13 protein-coding genes are annotated in these 17,451 nt (G+C 50.4%); 6 read left to right on the forward strand and 7 right to left on the reverse strand.

The genetic code is table 11. From position 1 onward, the window contains the following. Window positions 1-55 precede the first annotated feature (55 nt). The 4 genes from LN341_RS09455 to LN341_RS09470 form a co-directional block, all read right to left on the reverse strand. Window positions 56-3,130, reverse strand: coding sequence for an efflux RND transporter permease subunit (locus tag LN341_RS09455; protein WP_234203158.1), 3,075 nt, complete (start codon window positions 3,128-3,130; stop codon window positions 56-58). Next, window positions 3,130-4,218: an efflux RND transporter periplasmic adaptor subunit gene (locus tag LN341_RS09460; protein WP_234203159.1), complete on the reverse strand. Its 1,089-nt coding sequence runs from the start codon at window positions 4,216-4,218 to the stop codon at window positions 3,130-3,132. Before LN341_RS09460 ends, LN341_RS09455 begins: the two co-directional genes overlap by 1 nt. 1 nt (window position 4,219) lies before the next feature. Then, window positions 4,220-5,254, reverse strand: a complete 1,035-nt coding sequence (locus LN341_RS09465; protein WP_234203160.1) for an efflux RND transporter periplasmic adaptor subunit — start codon at window positions 5,252-5,254, stop codon at window positions 4,220-4,222. Between the two features lie 186 nt (window positions 5,255-5,440). Beyond that, window positions 5,441-6,955 carry a fumarate hydratase gene (locus tag LN341_RS09470; RefSeq protein WP_046219730.1) on the reverse strand — a complete coding sequence of 505 codons (1,515 nt, stop codon included), beginning with the start codon at window positions 6,953-6,955 and terminating at the stop codon, window positions 5,441-5,443. Between the two features lie 222 nt (window positions 6,956-7,177). Between LN341_RS09470 and pabB the strand changes: the two genes are divergently transcribed. The 4 genes from pabB (at window position 7,178) to LN341_RS09490 (ending at window position 12,200) form a co-directional block, all read left to right on the forward strand. Then, entirely contained in the window at window positions 7,178-8,554 is a 1,377-nt protein-coding gene (gene pabB / locus LN341_RS09475) for an aminodeoxychorismate synthase component 1 (protein ID WP_234203161.1), read from the forward strand. Between the two features lie 47 nt (window positions 8,555-8,601). After that, window positions 8,602-9,210, forward strand: coding sequence for a CoA pyrophosphatase (locus LN341_RS09480; protein ID WP_052729903.1), 609 nt, complete (start codon window positions 8,602-8,604; stop codon window positions 9,208-9,210). A gap of 168 nt (window positions 9,211-9,378) precedes the next feature. Beyond that, window positions 9,379-10,659, forward strand: coding sequence for an HAAAP family serine/threonine permease (locus tag LN341_RS09485; protein ID WP_234203162.1), 1,281 nt, complete (start codon window positions 9,379-9,381; stop codon window positions 10,657-10,659). A 179-nt stretch (window positions 10,660-10,838) separates the two neighbouring features. Further along, window positions 10,839-12,200 (forward strand): L-serine ammonia-lyase, encoded by a 1,362-nt coding sequence (locus LN341_RS09490; RefSeq protein WP_046219726.1) that lies wholly within the window; start codon window positions 10,839-10,841, stop codon window positions 12,198-12,200. 257 nt (window positions 12,201-12,457) lie between these two features. Here the strand turns inward: LN341_RS09490 and LN341_RS09495 are convergent, their stop codons facing one another. The 3 genes from LN341_RS09495 to nfsA form a co-directional block, all read right to left on the reverse strand. Further along, window positions 12,458-13,051: an acetate uptake transporter gene (locus LN341_RS09495; RefSeq protein WP_234203163.1), complete on the reverse strand. Its 594-nt coding sequence runs from the start codon at window positions 13,049-13,051 to the stop codon at window positions 12,458-12,460. 421 nt (window positions 13,052-13,472) lie between these two features. Next, window positions 13,473-14,684, reverse strand: coding sequence for a hypothetical protein (locus LN341_RS09500; protein ID WP_234203164.1), 1,212 nt, complete (start codon window positions 14,682-14,684; stop codon window positions 13,473-13,475). Window positions 14,685-14,911: 227 nt separating this feature from the next. Further along, complete coding sequence (gene nfsA, locus LN341_RS09505) at window positions 14,912-15,637, reverse strand: oxygen-insensitive NADPH nitroreductase (RefSeq protein ID WP_234203165.1); 726 nt, start codon at window positions 15,635-15,637, stop codon at window positions 14,912-14,914. A 282-nt stretch (window positions 15,638-15,919) separates the two neighbouring features. On the opposite strand from nfsA, the gene LN341_RS09510 reads away from it, so the two are divergent. Next, on the forward strand, window positions 15,920-16,903 hold the full coding sequence (locus tag LN341_RS09510; RefSeq protein WP_046219721.1) for a porin: 984 nt from the start codon (window positions 15,920-15,922) through the stop codon (window positions 16,901-16,903). Between the two features lie 200 nt (window positions 16,904-17,103). Then, window positions 17,104-17,367 carry a GrxA family glutaredoxin gene (locus LN341_RS09515; RefSeq protein WP_046219720.1) on the forward strand — a complete coding sequence of 88 codons (264 nt, stop codon included), beginning with the start codon at window positions 17,104-17,106 and terminating at the stop codon, window positions 17,365-17,367. The last annotated feature ends 84 nt before the right edge of the window (window positions 17,368-17,451 follow it).

The raw sequence follows: 17,451 nt of genomic DNA on the forward strand, positions 1-17,451 counted from the left end.
GTGCGGGGAGGACGGAAAGTATGATTTTCAGAGCATGAAATTCAGTGGCATCAAGCTACATCTGGCGGCCCGGTATCGGAACGCTGTGGAAGAGCCGGTACAGCACAGGGACCACAATCAGGGTCAGTATGGTCGCAAAACCCAGGCCGAACATAATGGTCACTGCCATTGGCTTAAAGAACACATCCGGCAGTAGCGGAATCATGCCCAGAATCGTCGTGATTGCTGCCATACAGACAGGACGAACCCGGCTGACTGCGGCATCCACCACCGCCTGATATTTTTCTTTACCACTGCTGATTTCAATTTCGATCTGATCCAACAGCACAATGCCGTTTTTCACCAGCATGCCAGACAAGCTCAAAAAGCCCAGTAAAGCCATAAAGCCAAACGGGGTGTTCAGCAACAGCAAGCCGGATGCTACCCCGATCACCGCCAGAGGGACAGTCGCCCACACGATCAGCGCCTCTTTCACCTTGTTAAACAGGAAGATGGTGATCAGGAACATCATCAGATAACCCATTGGCATTGAGCTGAACAACGACGCTTTCGCATCGCCGGATGACTCGTACTCGCCGCCCCATTCCAACGCATAACCTGGCGGCAGGTCCAGTGCCTCAATTGCCGGCTGGATTCGCTTTTGCACCGTGGCGGCAGTTTCATCGCCCAACGGATCAGGGTCAGCCATCACTGTCAGCACCCGCTTTCTGTCTTTGCGTGCGATGAGCGGATCTTCCCAGCGCAGATTGACGGCTGAGATCACTTGCTGCAATGGCACATATCCCTGAACAGCCGGACTCCAGATTTTCATCCCTTCAATGGTGTTGATATCAACACGCTCCTGCTCCGGCAGTCTGGCAACAATCGGCATCAGAGTAGTGCCCTCGCGGTAAATCCCCACAGAGAGACCAGAAAATGCCATTTGCAGCAGATCATCGACATCTTTTTTGGTAATACCGTAACGACGGGCCTGGCTCTCGTTGAACACCGGCTCAAGCACTTTCGTCCGTTCACGCCAGTCGTGACGTATGTTGGCTGTGCCTGCGTCAGCCCTCATGATATCAGTGACGTCTTTGGCCAGGCCGCGCAGTACCGTCGGATCGGGGCCGATCAGCCGGGCTTCGATTTTCGCGCCCGAAGACGGACCAAGCATGATTTGCTTGAGCTTGTATTCCACATTCGGGAAGCCCTGAACAATGATCGCCTGCACCTGAGACATAGCCGGCAGCACATCATCAAACTGCTTCACCCGAATAATCAGCTCGCCATAAGCGGCATAACTTTTTTCGGGTGAATAAGTCAGCATAAAGCGTTGTGAGCCTTTACCCGCACTGGTGCTCACATAATCAATGCTGTCATTTTGCTCAATTTGCTGCTGCATCTGTTTCAGCACATCATTGGTTGCCCGGATATCGGTGCCTTCAGGCAACCAGATATCCACCATGAACATAGGCGAGGTGGAGGCAGGGAAGAAAGATTGCTTAATCAGTGTAAAACCGTACAGGCTCACACCCAGCATGACCACCAGCGATATCACAGTCAGCCAGGCGCGTCGCATACAAAGCTCAAGGAACTGCCGGTACAACACAAAAAACTTGCCTTTGTAAGGGTCGTCATTCTCTTCTGCACTTTCAGCCACTTTTTGCGATTTAAAGAACAAATCGGCGAAGAAAGGCGTCAGGGAAATGGCGGTAAACCAGCTCAGCATTAAAGAAATCAGTAGCACGGTAAACAAAGTACGGGTGTATTCCCCGGTCGAGTCCTGCGATAAGCCAATAGGCGCAAACGCCATGACAGCAATCACAGTCGCGCCCAGGAGCGGCCATTTGGTTTGTGTGACGATGTCAGACGCCGCCTGCAGCCGTGTACGCCCTTTCTGCAAACCAATCAGTATGCCTTCAACCACCACTATGGCATTGTCAACCAGCATCCCCAAAGCAATTACCAGTGCCCCCAATGAAATGCGCTGCAGGTCGATAGCCATCCATTTCATAAACACAAAAGTGGCAAGTACGGTTAACAGCAGAATCAGTCCAATAAGAAGACCGGAACGCAATCCCATGAAGAACAGCAGGACAACAATTACAATCGCAACGGCCTGGCCCAGGCTCACTACAAAGCCGCTGACCGATTTATCCACTTCTGTCGGCTGGCTGTATACTACGCCGATATCGATGCCCACCGGCTGCTGCCCTTTCAGTTCAGCAAGACGCTTCATAACGCGCTTACCGCCTTCAACCACATTGATACCGGAAACAAAAGAGATACCCAGATTCAGGGCTTGCTTGCCGTTATAACTGACCAGATTATCCGGAACTTCCTTAAACCCGCGTTCGATCGTGGCGACATCTCTGAGGTAAATCAGCCCCTGAGAGCCGGAATCTTTAATGATCAGATCGCCCAGCGCATCCGCATTCTGAAATTCACCTGTGGTCTGAACGCGAATATACTCATCCCCGACGCGAATAGCGCCAGAACTGGTCACCAGATTTTGCTGCTGCAAGGTGCCGTAAATTGTATCCGGTGAGATACCCAGGTTACTCAGCCGCTGCATAGATATTTCAATAAATACCTGCTCTTGCTGCGTACCCGTGACCTGTACTTTGCCCACACCATTAACCAGTTCGAGCTCCCGGCGAAGATAATCAACATAATCGTTGAGTTCACGATAGGTATAACCATCGCCGGTCACAGCCAGTAAAATGCCGTATACATCACCAAAGTCATCCACTACTTTGGGCACCCCGACACCGGGTGGCAGGCTGGGTTTCAGGTCATTCACCTTACGGCGCAGTTCATCCCAGATCTGCGGCAGATCGTCCGGTCCATAATTGTTTTTCATGGTCACTGTGATCTGAGACAAATCGCGGCTTGAAATAGAGTTAACTTCATCGACATAAGGAAGCTGACCGATAGCCTTCTCGATCGGATAGGTTACCTCTTCTTCAACCTGCTGCGCTGTCGCACCAGGGTAAGAGGTCACCACCATGGCGTCTTTGATCGTAAACTCAGGATCTTCCAGCCGGCCTAATTCCAGAAATGCCATTGTCCCGCCGATCAGAAAGATCAGAGTCAGCATCCAACTGATGACTTTGTTTTTAATAAAGTATGTGGCTATATCTTGTTTCATTATTTCGCAGCCTCCTGATCCACAACAGTCACATGCTGACCATCACGGAGGCGGTTGACGCCTTCAGTCACAATCACGTCGCCTTCCTGCAACCCTGACATAATACGCACACCATCCGGGACGACTTTATCTGTCACAATCTGGCGCTTGGTCACTGTATTATCGTCATTGACTACCCACACGAATTTATTGGCAGGGTTGATAGCATCGCCATCTTCATTGAACACGGCACTCAGAGGAATCACCGCTTCATCCGAGCGATAAACCTGTATTTTTTGTCCGTCCACTTTTACCTCGACCGAAGTGCCATCAAGAATGAACTGCTCTTGAGGCATTGGCATGGTGAGTGTGACTTTGAATGAGCCGAGCTCAGGATCCGGCTCTGTCGTAAACTCTTTCAGATACGCGGTATATTCTGTCCCGTCATCCAGTATCACTTTTGTTCCCGGCCGCTTATTTTGTACTTGGCTGGCGGTGCTTTTTGAGTAAATCATGTCCGGGGCCTGGATCAGGATATCCACATCAGTCGCGCTATGGATATTCATCACAGCCTCGCCCACCTGCACGTTTTCAAACTGTTCAACAGGTACACGAGAGATCACCCCGCTGAAAGGGGCGTGCAATGCAGTGAATGTCAGACGTAACTTGGCAAGGTTAAGCCTCGCCAGCGCAATTTGCCGTTGTGCAGCCAATTCATCGAACTGCGACTGAGCCAGATAGCCTTGCTTAACCAGTGTTGCCGAGCGGCGATACTGGCTGTCCGCCAGACTGAATTTCGCCTGCGCATCATTGACCGTCAACTGGTAATCGGTCGGATCAAGTTGCGCCAGCAGCTGGCCTTTTTTCACAAACTCACCGGGCTTGACGTTGACCTTGATCACTTCACCGGCAAGACGAAAAGACAGCACAGATTTATCAGCCGCCGCCGCGACGGCCGGAAAAGATAAAATCGGGGAGCTTTGCTCCAGTCCCACCCGATAGACGCTTACAGACGGCGGCGCCTTTAACTCAGACGGCAGCTCCTGGCCACACCCGGTCAGCAGTAACGGCAATCCCCAGAAAGCCGAACGTAATAAGGTACTTATCATCTCAGAGACCCCGCTCCTTCACCCATTCACGAACAATCTGACCTTCTTTCAGCTCAGTGACACCAGAGGCGGCAATCACCGCACCGTCTTCCAATCCACTCACCACACGGGATTGTTCATCCAGCACCACTTCAACTTTGCTGATCTTGCCTTCCTCATTCACTCGCCACACATAAGTGCTGCCGTTTTCCCTGACAATCGTCCGCGCAGGCAATACGCCTGTCCCTGTTTGCGGCAACGCTACTTTGACTTGCGCCGCCATACCGGGGAGTAAGTTTTGGTCAACCGGTTTTTCCATGGTGAGTGTGACCTGATAACTGGAGGTTTTGGTATCGGCTTCGGTGTCAATTTCCTTCAGGTTCGCCTGAAACACCTGATCCGGAATGGTATCGAAAGTCACCTGAGCAGAGGTCTGATCGCCAGAACGCATCCGATTCAGCAATTGCTGTGGCAACTGGAAGCTGACGTTGAGTAGCCCTTCACTCTGAATATGCATAATGGGCTGTTTCGCCGTGACATACTCATAATTGTTGGCCATGGAAATTGAGACCACCCCATCATAAGGCGCAATCAGAGTCGCGTATTTCAGGTTAGCTTCCTGTTTATCCAATTCTGCCTTCGCCTGATTTCTGGCCGCCGTTGACTGGTCAAAATCCAACTCAGACACGACATTGGTTTTCAGCAATTCAGCATTGCGTTTGTACTGTACCTGAGCAAGGTTGTAGTTGGCCTTGGCTTGTTCAACCAGTAACCTGAACTCATCGGTTTTCAGTTGCGCCAATCGCTGGCCTTTTTTCACTTCCTGCCCGTCCAGAACATCCACACTTTCCAGTACCCCCGAGACTCTGAATGCCAGTACGGCCTTATCGCCGGCTTCCACCTGGGCAGGAAATGTCCGGTAGCTCTGACTGTTACCGACTTCAACAGTAAGCAATTTAACCGGTCGGGATACGGGCTCGGGCACCAATTTTGTTTCCTCACTACAGCCAGTGAGTACGCTCACCGACAGCGTCAGGGCCAGCAAAGTGAACCTCATTCAATGCCTCTCCAATTGAGTACGTCTGATTTATGCAACATCATGCTCTCTGTGAAACGCTAACATAGCAAAAAAATGGCATTTTATTGCTTTCTTCCTTAATCAAAGGTTAAACCAGTTCAAAAAAAAGGAGCCATTTGGCTCCTTTTTATTTCAAATTATTTCAGCAGATAACACTTGAGCGTGTTACGCATCCATTTCAGCGATTTTGACTTTCCAGATATCCGGGCCGGTCTGGTGCGCATTCACACCGTCTGAATCGACAGCAACCGTGACAGGCATATCCTGCACTTCAAATTCATAGATAGCTTCCATACCCAGATCTTCAAAGGCCACAACGCGCGATTTCTTGATCGCTTTCGCGACCAGATACGCCGCACCACCCACAGCCATCAGGTAGACCGCTTTATGGTTTTTGATCGATTCAATCGCAACCGGACCACGCTCAGCTTTACCAATCATGCCAATCAGGCCGGTTTCCGCCAGCATCATGTCGGTAAATTTATCCATTCGCGTGGAGGTTGTCGGACCGGCTGGACCCACGGCTTCGTCACCCACAGCATCCACAGGGCCCACGTAGTAAATGAAGCGGTTGTTGAAATCGACGCCCTCCGGCAGGCCCTGGCCGCTGCTCAGCATTTCCTGAATCCGCTTATGGGCAGCATCACGACCTGTCAGGATCTTACCGGACAACAGAACGGTTTCACCGGACTTCCATTGCTGAATTTCCTCTCTGGTGATGTTGTCGACATTGACACGACGCACATTCTGGCCCACTTCCCAGGTCACTTCCGGCCAGTCTTCCAGCTTAGGCGGTGTCAGTTCTGCCGGGCCACTGCCGTCCAGGGTGAAATGCACGTGGCGGGTTGCCGCACAGTTTGGAATCATACAAACCGGTTTAGAGGCCGCATGCGTTGGCGCTGTCTTGATTTTGATATCCAGCACTGTGGTCATGCCGCCAAGGCCCTGAGCACCGATACCCAGCTTGTTGACACGATCATAGATATCCAGACGCAGTTTCTCTTCCGCATTTTGCGGGCCGCGCTCGATCAGCTCATGAATATCAACCGCTTCCATCAGCGACTCTTTGGCCAGTACCGCGGCTTTTTCAGCCGTCCCGCCGATACCGATACCCAGCATACCCGGTGGACACCAGCCTGCGCCCATCAGTGGCACCGTCTTTTCAACCCACTCCGCAATATCATCCGACGGGTTGAGCATCACCATTTTGGTTTTGTTCTCTGAGCCGCCACCCTTGGCTGCCAGCTGAATTTCCACTTCGTTACCCGGCACCATGTCGATATGGACAACCGCAGGGGCATTATCTTTGGTGTTGATACGCGCTCCGGCAGGATCCGCGACAACCGATGCCCGCAAAGGATTGATCGGGTTGTTGTACGCCTGACGCACGCCTTCATCGATCATTTCCTGAACGGTCAGATCGCTGTCCCACTGGACGTTCATACCAATTTTCACGAAACAGGTCACAATACCTGTGTCCTGGCAAATCGGACGATGGCCTTCGGCGGACATACGAGAGTTAATCAGAATCTGTGCCATGGCATCTTTCGCGGCCTGGCTCTGCTCTTTGTGGTAAGCCTTTTCAAGAGCCTGCACAAAATCCAGCGGATGGTAGTAGGAAATGTATTGCAGCGCGTCTGCCACACTGCTGATCACATCTTCTTTACGGATGACGGTCATAATTGCCCTCGTTGCTTATTGTCGTATACGCGCCTGCCAATTGACGGGCCTGGCCCAGACCTATTGATGGTAGGGTGTCAGAGGCAGACCGAAATCTTGAGCTGAATCATCAATACACCGGAAAAGTCGCGGTACAGACGTCGTATTTATTTCCGAGGTTATGATACTCTTGCCCGCAATCTCGCGCTATGCGCCAATCGAACACCTGTCACAAAAAAGAAAATGAAATATTCTGCTGCCTCTCAACTCCAGGTCATGCATCTGGACTATAGCCAGAATGCAATTCTGGACTGGTTCGGACCACTTTCGGCCGCCCCTTGGGCCATGTTACTGCGCTCAGCGGCCCATGGTCATCCTGATAATCGTTATGACATTCTGGTTGCCAAGCCTCTGGCAACCCTTGAAACCCGAGACGGTATCAGTGTGGTCACGGATCCAACCGGCCAGCAACAGAGCTCAGATCAAGACCCGTTTTCCTTACTGCACGCGCTGCAGTCCGAATTGTTACCGGCCTGCCCTGCCATTGACGATCTACCTTTTACCGGTGGTGCTGTGGGGTATTTTGCCTATGATCTGGGCCGGCAGGTCGAGAAAATCCCAACCCTGGCCATTCAGGATATCCAAGCACCGGACATGGCCGTAGGCTTATATGACTGGGCGCTGATTGCGGATCATCAGACCAGCCAGCTGACTCTGGTGGCGCCGGATACCTCAGCGCGATTGCAGTGGCTGCAGGCACAGCGGTCCACTCAATCTGATCAGCGCGAACCCTTCCGGCTGACCACTGAGTGGCAGGCCAATATGACACTCGACAGCTATACCCGGAAATTCAATCAGGTGCAGGATTATCTGACTGCGGGTGACTGCTATCAGATTAATCTCGCGCAGCGTTTCAACGCCGGTTATCAGGGAGATGAATGGCAGGCTTACCGGACACTGGAAAGCCAGAATGGTGCGCCCTTTTCAGCCTTCATTCGTCTTGACCAGGCCGCGGTCTTGTCTGTGTCGCCGGAGCGTTTTCTGAAACTCAAAGACAATAAGATTGAAACCAAGCCGATCAAAGGCACCCGCCCGCGTTCAGCTGATCCGGCCACCGATCAGGCCAATGCCGATGATCTGAAACACGCAGAGAAAGACAGAGCAGAGAATTTGATGATTGTCGATCTGCTGCGCAACGATATCGGCCGGGTCGCATCACCGGGCACGGTGCGTGTCCCCAGCCTGTTTGCTATAGAAAGCTTTCCGGCCGTCCATCACTTGGTCAGTACCGTCACAGCCGAACTGGACCCCAAACAATACGCAGCAACCGATCTGCTCAGAGCCTGCTTTCCTGGCGGCTCGATCACGGGCGCACCGAAAGTTCGCGCGATGGAGATTATCGAGGAACTGGAACCACACAGACGCAGCGTTTACTGCGGCAGCATTGGTTATATCAGCCGCTGCGGCCAGATGGATACCAGCATCACCATCCGGACGCTGATTACGTCAGAGACACAGATTTATGCCTGGGCCGGCGGCGGCGTGGTGGCCGACAGTGAGGTTCAGAGCGAATATCAGGAAACGCTGGACAAGCTGAGCAAAATTCTGCCAATCTTATAGCAGACCCTCAACAAACTGCCGGGAGGGGGCGCCATCAGAGAGTCCACATGTTAGTTCAGCATCACATGCTCAGTCGCTTCCTGCTTGCCCAGCCCGGTCAGTATGACCGAAGCCATCAGAGACGCATCCAGCAACTGCTGCCCAACAGCAGTCGATTGAAGCCGGCAGCCGTGATGATTCCTCTGGTGGCAAGACCTGACGGCTATCATGTAATCCTGACCCGGCGGGCAAACCATCTGAAACACCACCCGGGTCAAGTCGCATTTCCCGGTGGACGTTTCGAAACTGAAGACGGCGAACTGATGAATACCGCCATCCGGGAAACACAGGAAGAGATCGGTATCCTGTGTGACAAGAAAGACATTCTGGGCCAATTACCTGCCCTCCCGACCCTCAGCGGTTATATGGTGACGCCATTTTTATCGACTGTTGCGGCCAGCTACCAGCCCGTACTCGATCCCAATGAGGTCGACAGCCTATTCGAAGTGCCGGTCACCTTCTTGCTCAATCCCCGCAATATGCGCACTCAGCGTTTTACCTTCAAAGGGAAAGAACACACCATTTATGCCATCCCGTATCAGGAATACTCCATTTGGGGTGCGACGGCTCAGATAGTCAAAGCCCTGTCGCATCAGATCTGGGTCGACAATCGCTGAACCTTTCACCACCGGACACTCAAACGGCCTCACCTTTGGTGATCAAACTCTCATTTTCTTGCAACAAATGTTAAATAGTGAGCGAGTTTTTTCACAGATCATTTTTTCACGCTTTAAATAAGCGAAAATACCCAAGTTCCTGTTCCCTATTCAATGTTGGACTAACTTATGCAAACGAAAACTGCATCTGTATCTTCTGCTTCCGCTGCCCCCAAAAGCCGCTGGTCTGCACAGGATACAACCTGGGTGCTTTCCCTTTTTGGTACGGCAGTTGGTGCCGGTATCCTGTTTCTGCCAATCAACGCGGGTATGAACGGCTTCTGGCCACTGCTGGCGATGACACTGCTGATTGGCCCGATGACGTACTTAGCGCACCGCGGTCTGGCGCGTTTTGTCCTGTCTTCCGCGAAACCCGGCAGTGACATTACTGAAGTGGTGGAAGAACACTTTGGCGCCAGTGCCGGTAAATTAATCACCCTGCTCTACTTCTTTGCCATTTACCCGATTGTGCTGATTTATGGTGTCGGTATCACCAATACGGTCGATTCCTTCATGGTCAACCAGCTTGGCATGGTATCCATGCCGCGGGCTTTACTGTCTATCATTTTGATTCTGGGCATGATGTCCGTGATGATTGCCGGTGAAAAACTGATGCTGAAAGTCACTCAGTTTCTGGTTTACCCGCTGGTGGGCATACTGCTGTTTATGTCGGTATACCTGATCCCTGAGTGGAACTTGGCTTCCGTCAGCCTGGATACGCTGCCGTCATGGGGCGATTTCGCGGTTACTCTGTGGATTACCATCCCTGTGCTGGTCTTTTCGTTTAACCACAGCCCGATTATTTCCGCCTTCTCACAGGCGCAAGCGCGCGAGCATGGTGAGCAGGCAGAAGAAAAAGCGTCCCGTATCCTGGCGCGCTCTGCCATGATGCTGCTGGGCTTTGTGATGTTCTTCGTGTTCTCCTGCGTCCTGAGCCTGAGCCCTCAGGATCTGGCGCAGGCAAAAGCAGAAAACCTGGCTATTCTGTCTTACCTGGCCAACAAACACGACAGTCCATTTATTTCATATCTGGGTCCGGTTGTAGCATTTGTGGCTATCGTGTCCTCTTTCTTCGGCCACTATCTGGGCGCGCGCGAAGGTCTGAACGGTCTAGTTTCTAAACAATTAAAGTCGGCTGGTAAGCAAGTTAACGAAAAGAATATTGACAAATTTACCGTTGTCTTCATGATTGCTACTATCTGGTTGGTCGCGACAGTTAATCCTAGTATTCTTGGGATGATTGAAACATTAGGCGGCCCGATTATTGCGACAATCTTGTTCCTGATGCCGATGTATGCCGTACATAAAGTACCGGCAATGCAGAAGTACAAGGGCGCGGTAAGCAACGTATTTGTCACGCTCATGGGTCTGATCGCGATTTCAGCCATTCTGTACGGGCTATTTTTCTGACACTCGTCTGTACAGCATTACTGACAAAATACGTAAAAGAACCGATACTTAAGAGCAGGGGAGCTTTCAGCACCTGCTCTTTTGTTTTGACTATACTCGCCAAGGAAGGGGTGGGAGTTCATAAAAAGATAACAGTCCCGGGCTGAGGCAAGATCGCTTCCCCGACTGAGGTACTACGCATGATCAGTATTTTTGATATCTTCAAAATTGGTGTGGGCCCTTCCAGTTCGCACACTGTAGGTCCGATGAAAGCAGGTAAAGAGTTCGTTGATAACCTGCGTGAAATGGGAAAAATCAACGAGGTGACCAAAATCACCGTTGATGTGTACGGCTCTCTGTCTCTGACAGGTAAAGGTCACCACACAGACATCGCCATTATCATGGGACTGGCTGGTAACAGCCCTGAAACTGTTGATATCGACAGCATCCCTGGTTTTATCGCCAGCGTTGGCGAAACCGAACGTCTTCCTATTGCCGGTAACATGCACACCGTGGACTTCCCACGTGACGGCGGAATGAATTTTCACAATACCAACCTGCCACTGCACGAAAATGGCATGACCATTCACGCCTGGGCCGGTGACGAAAAAGTTCACAGCAAGACATACTACTCTATCGGCGGTGGTTTCATCGTTGATGAAGAGAACTTTGGCAAAGAAGAAGAATCCGACGTCAAAGTCCCGTTCTACTTCACATCTGCACAAGAGCTGGTTCAGCATTGTAAAGAACAAGGCCGTTCGATCAGCTCTGTCGTGATGGCAAACCAGCGCGCGATGCACTCTGAAGATGAGATTAAAGATTACTTCTCGCGCATCTGGAAAACCATGCAAGACTGTATGGATCGCGGCATGAACGAAGAAGGCATTCTGCCTGGCCCACTGCGGGTGCCTCGTCGTGCAGCGGCACTGCGCCAGCAACTGATTACTTCAGAGCGTACCAACAGCGACCCGATGACAGTTGTTGACTGGGTGAACATGTACGCCTTTGCCGTGAATGAAGAAAACGCAGCAGGTGGCCGTGTGGTCACCGCACCAACCAATGGCGCCTGCGGCATCATTCCTGCAGTGCTGGCTTACTATGACAAGTTCATCCAGCCGGTCGGCGAAAAAGAATACCTGCGTTATTTCGCCGCTTCCGGTGCTATTGGCGGCTTGTATAAACGCAATGCATCCATTTCCGGTGCAGAAGTCGGCTGTCAGGGTGAAGTGGGTGTTGCCTGTTCTATGGCAGCAGCAGGTCTGGCAGAGCTGATGGGCGGTAGCCCGGAGCAAGTCTGTATGGCCGCTGAAATCGCGATGGAGCACAACCTGGGTCTGACCTGTGACCCGGTTGCCGGCCAGGTGCAGGTGCCTTGTATCGAGCGAAACGGCATTGCCGCAGTAAAATCGATCAACGCATCGCGGATGGCACTTCGTCGTGCTTCTGAACCACGCGTCTCACTGGACAAAGTGATCGAGACCATGCTGGAAACCGGTAAAGACATGAATGCCAAATACCGTGAAACCTCTCAGGGCGGTCTGGCGATCAAAGTCATCTGCTAATCCCAGGGGACTATCCAGTCAATACATAAAAGGAGGCTTGGGCCTCCTTTTTTATTCTCTGCGCTTCCTGTGTCTTCTGGGCCTTGGCACACTTCCCTGCCCCATTATTTCTCTGCACGCTGAAATTCGCCATGGCCTTGGCCTGGCTACCGCCATTTACTGAATCTGGGGCTCTTTGCTGAGAACAGCCAGCAAGCGGCATAAAAAAACCCCGCACCTGACGGCACGGGGTAAGCAGTAAATATAGAATTGAAAAATTAAGCAGCCGCTTTCAAAGGCTCCACAGCCGCCACTTTGCGCTCACCAATTGGCAGAATCGTACGACCAAACTCATGGTTCAGTACCTGAGCCATCGCAAAATAAATCGCACTCGCACCGCAGATGATGCCTTCAAAGCCAGCAATGGTGCCAATCAGGGCGCTGCCAGTGAAATCGCGGGCTGCCAGCAGGAAGAACAGCACAGTCAGAGAAGCAAATACAAATTGCTTCGCGCGTGGGTAATTGAGTGAACCTACAAACATGAAAGCAGTAAATACGCCCCACAGCAGCAGATACCATGCCATGAAGGCTGCAGGTGCGGCAGGCAGCCCCATATACGGCATCACAATCAGGCCAACCAGCGTCAGCCAGAACAGGCCATAAGAGGTGAAAGATGTCGTACCGAATGTATCACCGCGTTTAAAACACATCATGCCGACAAGGATCTGGGCCAGACCACCATAGAAAATCCCCATCGCCAGAATCATTGAATTCAGTGGAAAAAAGCCTGCATTGTGGATGTTCAGCAAGATGGTTGTCATACCAAAGCCCATCAATCCCAACGGTGCCGGATTTGCAAAATTCGTAGACATTTTATTCCCCTACAGGAAAATTTAAATAAAAGTGACATTAATTAAAATAATTGCGCAATCTGGCGCGGCGCGAATTCTAATCTATGTCCTGAGGGAAAACAATGTCTCAGCGGTACAAAAACCAACCATCAGACAAAAAAGCATGATTATCCGAGAAAAAGTAAATATAAAAAATATATCAAAACCCACTTAAGGTGTAACAAAGTGCGTCAATTACCGGTATTTACTGGGAAAGGAAACAGAACGGATGTTATTAGACAAATTGTCGACGGAGCAGGATTCTCTGCTTTCAGAGCCTGAAACAGATGGCCAGGCATCAGCAGTCATCGTTATATCAAACAATTTTCGAAGATATTGTGTACAAAAAAACCGCTAGCCAGGCAGCGGTTTTTCACTCAGACAGGACCAGATCACACATTCGCTACTGTGTCACGGCAGCGCCTGTTTCACCAGCATCGTTCTGCGGTCCAGTTACCGCTGCGCTGGCATCTGATGACTCACTTGATGCAGGCAAGGAAGGCTGTGTCTCCTCGCTGACAGATAGCTTAGACTGCAGCAAGCTGATCTGACGCTGCTGGCTCATCACCAGAGCATTCAAGTCACGAATGTACTTGTCTTTATCCTTCAGTACCTCATCTGCCGGTGGGCGACTGGCCGTTGCTTCCCTGACATTGATTGCACCAGCAATGATTAATCTGGCCTGTTCCTGAATGGGCTGATCACGCAAATCTTCCTCTTTGAGGGCCTTGGAAATTCTCAGCAACTTATTTTCAAAATCCAGAATATACGACTCGTAATCATCTTTACTTAAATCCCGTAAGCGCCGTACTTCCAATGAAATATGCTGAGCATGGGCAAGCTCAAACTGTACGGTATTCGCCGCCTGCTGGATGGCGTCAAAATCACGGGGGGTACGCTCAATTAATGCTTTACCGGCTTCTATGCGCCGCTCAATTTGCGCATAACTGTTTGGCGCATAATCGTTCACATCCTGCCGGCGTAACTCAATCATCAAGGCTTCCAGCGGTGCAATGTAGATTTTTTTGATCGTTTTCACTTCCAGGCTGTGGCTGCGAGAAAGAAATTCATCCTGCTCTTCTCTCGCATCACTCAACTCATCATCTTCGACCAGGGTAAACAAACTGGCATACAGACGATGTAAGCGGGTGTACTCACTCCGGTAGTATTGTTTGGCGTCCAGAGAGTCCAGATACTGCATCTGGGTTATTGCTGGCGACAGCACATCATCGGCGACTTTCTGTAACTGCTTCAATTGATTAAAAGAAGAATCAACCTGGTTCAGCTCTAACTGTATCTGCTGTAAATAGGTGGTCGAAGAAAACAGAGAATAACTTTTGTATGCCGTCGAGGGTGTTGCTGTGATCTCTTGATAAATTTTTTCTGCGTTTTCCCAGCTGGAGATCATGCCTTGATAAACGTCCGGTGAATAAATGGCCAGTTCGCCGGTCTCTGGCATCAACTGCTGCCATTGCCGGTAAGCAGATAAGATCCGCTGAAATTCGCCCTGCTCAGAGATCGTTGAATCCGTCCCACTCACTTCAGGTGTACTGGAGCAGGCACCCAATAACACGGCAAAGAAGACCACCAGGGCTGAAAGGCCCGTTCTTTTCATAAAAAATTCCGTAATAATTTGTTTTTACAGCCAATATCGACACAATGATGGCAAGCTATGTCTGTAAAGCGGCAGAAGTCCTACCAGTATGAAATGACAATCTCTCCTGTATCTGCACAATCTATGCTTGCAGGGCCACTTTCTTCTTTTATTACAAGCAGAAAGTAGCCACAGATACAAATCGGTAAGATAAAAATGAGTGAATGCTCAAAGAGTTTAACTGATACCTACTTGGTACTAAAGCCTTTACTGGTAAGGAAATCCTTCATAAATGGCCGGGCTTCTTTGGTTAAAGTCGCCGTAATCTGCTCAGACCAACTCATGTCTTTATTACCACCAGTTCGCGACTGGTAATACTGACGCACTTTTTCGTCATACTCTGCCAGCTGATGGCGATCGAGTTCCTGCTGATAGCTGTCCTGATGGATGACCAACGACTGTGGCAGACGCGGCTTAGATTCAGGGTTTTGATCCGGATAACCCAGACACAAACCAAAAACAGGCATGACATGCTTCGGCATATCAAGCAAAGCTGAAACCTCTGCCGGATTATTTCGAATCCCGCCGATGTAAACACCGCCCAATCCCAGAGACTCCGCCGCTAACAGACAATTTTGTGCCATCAACGCAGCATCAACAGCACCAATCAGGGTCTGCTCAGTAAAGCCAAGCTGGGCTTCAGGGTGGATTTGCAAATGGCGATGGAAGTCCACACAAAACACCACAAACTCAGCAGCTGATGCAACATAAGGCTGATCACCTGCCAGGTGTGCTATCTGAGCACGTTTGTCTGCATCAACCACCCGTATCATGCTCACGCACTGGATAAAGCTGGAAGATGAAGCGGCAATCGCACAGTCAAACAGTGTCGAGAGCACATCAGCCTGAATGGGCTCAGCAGTAAAACGTCGTATAGAACGGTGCGCCAGTATTGTATCAATCGTCTGATTCATTGTTTCCTCATCCTGCAGTCCAGCTTAAAAAACCTCATTTTCTTTCCCATCGCAAAGATTATCGGGGGCAATTTATGCACTCTATCATAAACAACCTGATGGTCCAGATTGAACAAGATTAGGGCCCTGCCAACGTGAAAAGTTCATTAATTGATTGATAAATAAAAGCCACTTTCATCAAAGTGACTTTTGAACAACATTTTTTTGTCATATTCACCTTCTATCCTGCAGCCCATCAAAACAGCAATGAAGCACTTGATACCTACTTAGGGGAAAAAACAAATGAAAAAAACTGTTTTAGCATCGGCATTGATTACGGCTTTTGTTTCTGGCTCAGCTGCTGCTGCAAACGTTTATGACAAGGATGGGGCAACCGTTGATTTGTATGGCCGTGCAGTAGGTATGTACTACAGCTCGGATGATAACAGCGAAAAAGGCGATCAAAGCTACTTCCGCTTTGGCGCCAAAGCCAAGTCTGAGATCAACAACGACCTTTACGGTCTTGGCGTCTACGAAACTGAAGTGAACGCCTCCAGCAAAGACGAAGGTCTGGTAACACGTAAAGCTTATGCGGGTCTGGGCGGTAACTTCGGTGAAGTCACCTATGGTCGTCAGGAAGGTTCATTTACCCTGATTTCTGATTATACCGATACCCTGGAAGAGTTCGGTGCAGATGCCAGTGGTACAGGCACCGACCGTTTCGGTACAGGTAAAACCAGCTCAGTACTGAAATATGCCGGCGAATTCAGCGGCCTGACAGTTGAAGCCAGCTACCAGCTGGACAACAACGCTGTCGAGCAACTGGATGGCGATACATCAACCTCTTATGGTATTGCCGCTTCTTACGCACTGCCTGTTGGCGTGAAACTGGGTGCGGGTTATAACTCAGGTGAAGGCCTGGAAGGTACTGACGATGCAGAAGTGACTGCACTGTCTGTCGCGTACGATGCCAACAACATTTATGCCGCTCTGCTGTACAGCATGGGTGAAAACTGGAAAGACAAATCTGGTGCTGAAACCGGCACAGATTACGACGGCTACGAAGTCGTCCTGGGTTATAACTTCGGTAATGGTTTCTCTGCCCAGGCCGTCTATAACTATCTGGAAGCAGATGTGTCCGGCACCACAGCAGACACAGAAGACTACTTCGTCGTCGGCGCCTACTACAAGTTTAACAAAAACCTGCGTACCTACGCAGAGTACAAAGCGGACCAAATCGACGGCAACGAAGACATTCTGGCGATGGCTATCCGCTACGACTTCTAAGCACTTTATTCCACTGCCGCCCAAAGCCAGGCCTGTCCCGCCTGGCTTTTTTCATTGTTTTTACATCAGACATAACAGATTTCCTGCTGATGTAAATATCGCTAACCATCGAATTTTTCTATTGATGCTACTGATAATTCCGACTTTCACCGCCGACGGACTCACGTTATAGTAGCCCCACAAGACAAAGGAGAAGCTCTATGTTCGTAGTAATTTTTGGTCGCCCTGGCTGCCCATACTGTGTTCGCGCAAAAGACTTGGCAGACAAGCTGAAAGAAGAACGTGATGATTTCAATTACCGTTACGTCGATATTCACGCAGAAGGCATTTCCAAGGCAGATCTGGAAAAAACCGTCGGTAAACCCGTAGAAACGGTTCCGCAAATTTTCGTTGATCAACAGCACATTGGCGGCTGCACCGACTTCGAAGCGTACGCAAAAGACAATCTTGGGCTGTTTCAATAATCACGGCTCAATTTCGCAAATGTGACTCGTTGACAAAAAGGCTGTTTAATCAGCCTTTTTTTATGCCGCCAGCCCCGAATACCG

The organism is Photobacterium sp. TLY01, from assembly GCF_021432065.1.
Taxonomy (GTDB): domain Bacteria; phylum Pseudomonadota; class Gammaproteobacteria; order Enterobacterales; family Vibrionaceae; genus Photobacterium; species Photobacterium halotolerans_A.

Excerpts from the sequence above, each read along its gene's own strand:
- LN341_RS09455 (WP_234203158.1), bottom strand. The coding sequence starts at position 3,130 with ATGAAACAAGATATAGCCACATACTTTATTAAAAACAAAGTCATCAGT.
- LN341_RS09460 (WP_234203159.1), bottom strand. The coding sequence starts at position 4,218 with ATGATAAGTACCTTATTACGTTCGGCTTTCTGGGGATTGCCGTTACTG.
- LN341_RS09465 (WP_234203160.1), bottom strand. The coding sequence starts at position 5,254 with ATGAGGTTCACTTTGCTGGCCCTGACGCTGTCGGTGAGCGTACTCACT.
- LN341_RS09470 (WP_046219730.1), bottom strand. The coding sequence starts at position 6,955 with ATGACCGTCATCCGTAAAGAAGATGTGATCAGCAGTGTGGCAGACGCG.
- pabB (WP_234203161.1), top strand. The coding sequence starts at position 7,178 with ATGAAATATTCTGCTGCCTCTCAACTCCAGGTCATGCATCTGGACTAT.
- LN341_RS09480 (WP_052729903.1), top strand. The coding sequence starts at position 8,602 with ATGTTAGTTCAGCATCACATGCTCAGTCGCTTCCTGCTTGCCCAGCCC.
- LN341_RS09485 (WP_234203162.1), top strand. The coding sequence starts at position 9,379 with ATGCAAACGAAAACTGCATCTGTATCTTCTGCTTCCGCTGCCCCCAAA.
- LN341_RS09490 (WP_046219726.1), top strand. The coding sequence starts at position 10,839 with ATGATCAGTATTTTTGATATCTTCAAAATTGGTGTGGGCCCTTCCAGT.
- LN341_RS09495 (WP_234203163.1), bottom strand. The coding sequence starts at position 13,051 with ATGTCTACGAATTTTGCAAATCCGGCACCGTTGGGATTGATGGGCTTT.
- LN341_RS09500 (WP_234203164.1), bottom strand. The coding sequence starts at position 14,684 with ATGAAAAGAACGGGCCTTTCAGCCCTGGTGGTCTTCTTTGCCGTGTTA.
- nfsA (WP_234203165.1), bottom strand. The coding sequence starts at position 15,637 with ATGAATCAGACGATTGATACAATACTGGCGCACCGTTCTATACGACGT.
- LN341_RS09510 (WP_046219721.1), top strand. The coding sequence starts at position 15,920 with ATGAAAAAAACTGTTTTAGCATCGGCATTGATTACGGCTTTTGTTTCT.
- LN341_RS09515 (WP_046219720.1), top strand. The coding sequence starts at position 17,104 with ATGTTCGTAGTAATTTTTGGTCGCCCTGGCTGCCCATACTGTGTTCGC.